This window comes from Flavobacterium psychrophilum DSM 3660 = ATCC 49418, from assembly GCF_002217405.1.
Lineage (GTDB): Bacteria > Bacteroidota > Bacteroidia > Flavobacteriales > Flavobacteriaceae > Flavobacterium > Flavobacterium psychrophilum.
Genome location: NZ_MUHE01000083.1, coordinates 1 through 3,070, shown reverse-complemented (window position 1 = coordinate 3,070; position 3,070 = coordinate 1). Strand labels below are relative to the sequence as shown.

Here is a 3,070-nt window from a genome sequence, read left to right as displayed (position 1 = left end):
TAACATCTTTTACAAAAGAAGGGCATTGCAAAATTCAGTTTTCAGAGGAATTAAATTTGTATTCAGAACAAAATTTCAAATATTTACCTTTTATTTTTAAAATAATTAATGGTAGAGTTTACATTTTAAATGAAAATAATAAATTCCAAACTAAAGGTTTGGAATTACTTAACATAAATGGGAATAGTATTGAAAACGTAATGAAAAAATTCATTAGTATCCATCCTTCGGATGGATATAATGTAACTGGAAAATTTCACAGAATAGAACGGAAATTTTCTGAATATTATTCAAAATTTTTTGAAAATAATCCAACTTATTTTAATTTAGAATTATACAATCCTAAAACTAAAAAAAACATTAGTTTAAATAATATTAATTCTATAAACTTCAAAACATTTTATGATTTAGAAGATAAAATGAATGTAGAAATTCCAAATCGTATTTACAAGGAAGTATCAGAAATGAAAATTGATAGTTCATTGAATTTAGTAACTTTATCTTTTAACAACTTTTCGCTTGATAGTTATGAAAATGGTAGAATTGGATTTCAGAAAAAATTAGATTATTATTTTAAAACAATTTCAAAAAATAAAGTACAAAACTTAATAATAGATATTAGAAGAAATGAAGGCGGAGAACAGGGAATGGAAGATCATTTGTTATCTTATTTAATTGAAAAAGAATATATAAAATATAGATATGTAGAAATTCCTTCTTTTGATTATTCATTTATAAAACACACTCAAAAAAGCAGTAATGCGAAAAAGGAAAAGTTTGTAAACGATTTAAAAGAAGAGTTTTATTTAAGCAAAGACGGAAGATATTTAAATAAACCTGATTTTTATAATGGTGACAAACCAAATGAAAACAACTTTAAAGGAAATCTTTATATATTGATAAATGGTTTAACTTTTTCAGGCGGTTCTGAATTTGCTTCTTTAGCAAAAAACTACACTAATGCAAAATTTATAGGAGAAGAAACTGGAGGCGGATTTTACGGCAATTCAAGCGGAATACATTTATATTTTACACTCCCAAACACAAAATTAACAGGTAGAATTCCAATTTGCAAATTTGTTCTTGAACAAAAAGAAACTATAATTCCTTTTGGCAGAGGTGTTTTACCAGATTATGAAATCCAACCAACAATTGAAGAATATTTAAACGGTATTGACAGAGAAATGGAATTAGCGAAAAAAATTATAATAGAAAAATAGCACTTCTGCTAACCGCCGTTTGGCAATATGGCGGGTTTAGGCTTAATTTGAAGTTGGTTTTGTACTTGCAAAGTTAGTGTTTTACCGAAAGTTTAGGCTTCCTTAATCCGCCACATCGCCAAGCGGCATAACGATGGAAAAAATCGCCCTTCGGGACAATTTTTTCCATCGAGCCCCCGCTACGCGGGCGATGAAAAACCATCGTTGCTTTCGCACGATGTTCTTCCATCACCCGCTTTGCTAGATTTTCTTCGAGAGCAAGCTCTCTCGAAAACCCCGCAAAGCGGGGGCTCGTTGGCGGTCAGTTGAAGCCGAAAGTACGCAGGAAAAAAAATGAAAGAATTGATTTTCTTTGCGAAGGAAAATCTGAAAAGTAAGCGTAAAAATTGGAACGTGAAAAGCAGAAACGTGAAAGTTGGAATCTTAAGATTGAAAAGCAAAAAGCTGAAATATAAATTTGGAACTTGAATGGTAGAAGTGTAAAAATTAGTATTGAAAAGTTCAACTAAAAGTTAGAAACAATTGAAACAAACTTAAATATCTACTAAATGAACGTAGAATCTATAAGAATTAATTTGAATGATTTTCTGATTGATTTTGACAATTTAACTAAAACGAGTTTATCTCAAAGACCAATATGGCAATTAGAAGAAGCTATTAAAAATTTAAGTCAAAATGACTACGACAATATCAAAAACTTAAGTGTTAACGAAAAAATAGTTTGGTTAGTCGTCAACAATCAGCACCCATTTAGACAACTTGTTGTAAAATTAAAAAACAAAGTTGATAATAATTCAGAACTTTCCGAATTAGTTAAAACTGTAAACGATATAAGTAATGGTAAATTTTTAGATTCTATTGGAGTACCTCATAATAGCATATATTCAGAGATAATAATAAATTTATGTGACGATTTGCATAAAGATTAAACAACCGAACCGCCAACACACGCTACAAGCAAGCTGGGCATTTGGTTTAATTTGAAAATGGTTTTGTATTTGAAAAATTAGTATTTAACCGAAAGTTTAGGCTTTCTTAATCCCAGCCTGCGTGTAGCGCGAGAACGTTAGCTGTTATTCTAAAAAAACGTAGTAAATAAGGATTTATGGAAGATATTAAATGTGTAATTTTTGATTGTGACGGCGTTTTAGTAGACAGTGAAATAATCGGAAATCAAATTTTACTTTCAATGTCAAAAGAATATGGTCTTGAAATGACTATTGAAGATGCGATTAAAAATTTTAATGGTAGAAGTCTAAAAGATAGTTTTCAACAAATTGAAAAATTGACAAGTAATAGATTACCTGATAACTTTGAGAGTGAATATAGAAAACAAACTTTCGAGGCATTTAAAACTGAATTGAAACCAATTAAAGGTGTGAAAAAATTTATTGATAGTTTATCAATTTCATATTGTGTTGCTTCAAGTGGACCGATAGAAAAAATCCATTTGAATTTAACAACAACAGGCTTGATTGAGAAATTTGAAAATAAAATATTTAGTTCATACCAAATTAATAGTTGGAAGCCCGATCCTGAAATATTTCTTTTTGCTTCAAGAGAAATGGGATTTACAACAAACGAATGCATCGTGATTGAAGACAGTAAAGCTGGTGTAATTTCAGCGAAAAAAGGAGGATTTAAAGTTTATGGATTTGCAAACGAAAACAATGAAAAGGAATTAAAAGATGAAGGAGCAATAATTTTCTATAGTTTCGAGGAATTAGCAAATTTATTAAATATGGATAAATTGAATTAACAAGAACAACAGCTAACAGGCGTAGCTGTTGCACAACCCAAAATTTTTGAAAAATATTTACAAAAACCATAAAAAAACAGCCTCGTTTAAT

3 protein-coding genes are annotated in these 3,070 nt (G+C 29.3%); all 3 read left to right on the top strand.

Annotation, left to right across the window (positions count from 1 at the left end; translation table 11 throughout):
* The coding region (locus B0A57_RS11995; RefSeq protein WP_089082009.1) for a S41 family peptidase at positions 1-1,220 on the top strand (1,220 nt) is incomplete at its 5' end.
* Between the two features lie 548 nt (positions 1,221-1,768).
* Positions 1,769-2,149 carry a hypothetical protein gene (locus B0A57_RS11990; protein ID WP_038466538.1) on the top strand — a complete coding sequence of 127 codons (381 nt, stop codon included), beginning with the start codon at positions 1,769-1,771 and terminating at the stop codon, positions 2,147-2,149.
* 176 nt (positions 2,150-2,325) lie between these two features.
* Positions 2,326-2,979: an HAD family hydrolase gene (locus B0A57_RS11985; protein ID WP_038466535.1), complete on the top strand. Its 654-nt coding sequence runs from the start codon at positions 2,326-2,328 to the stop codon at positions 2,977-2,979.
* Positions 2,980-3,070: the final 91 nt, after the last annotated feature.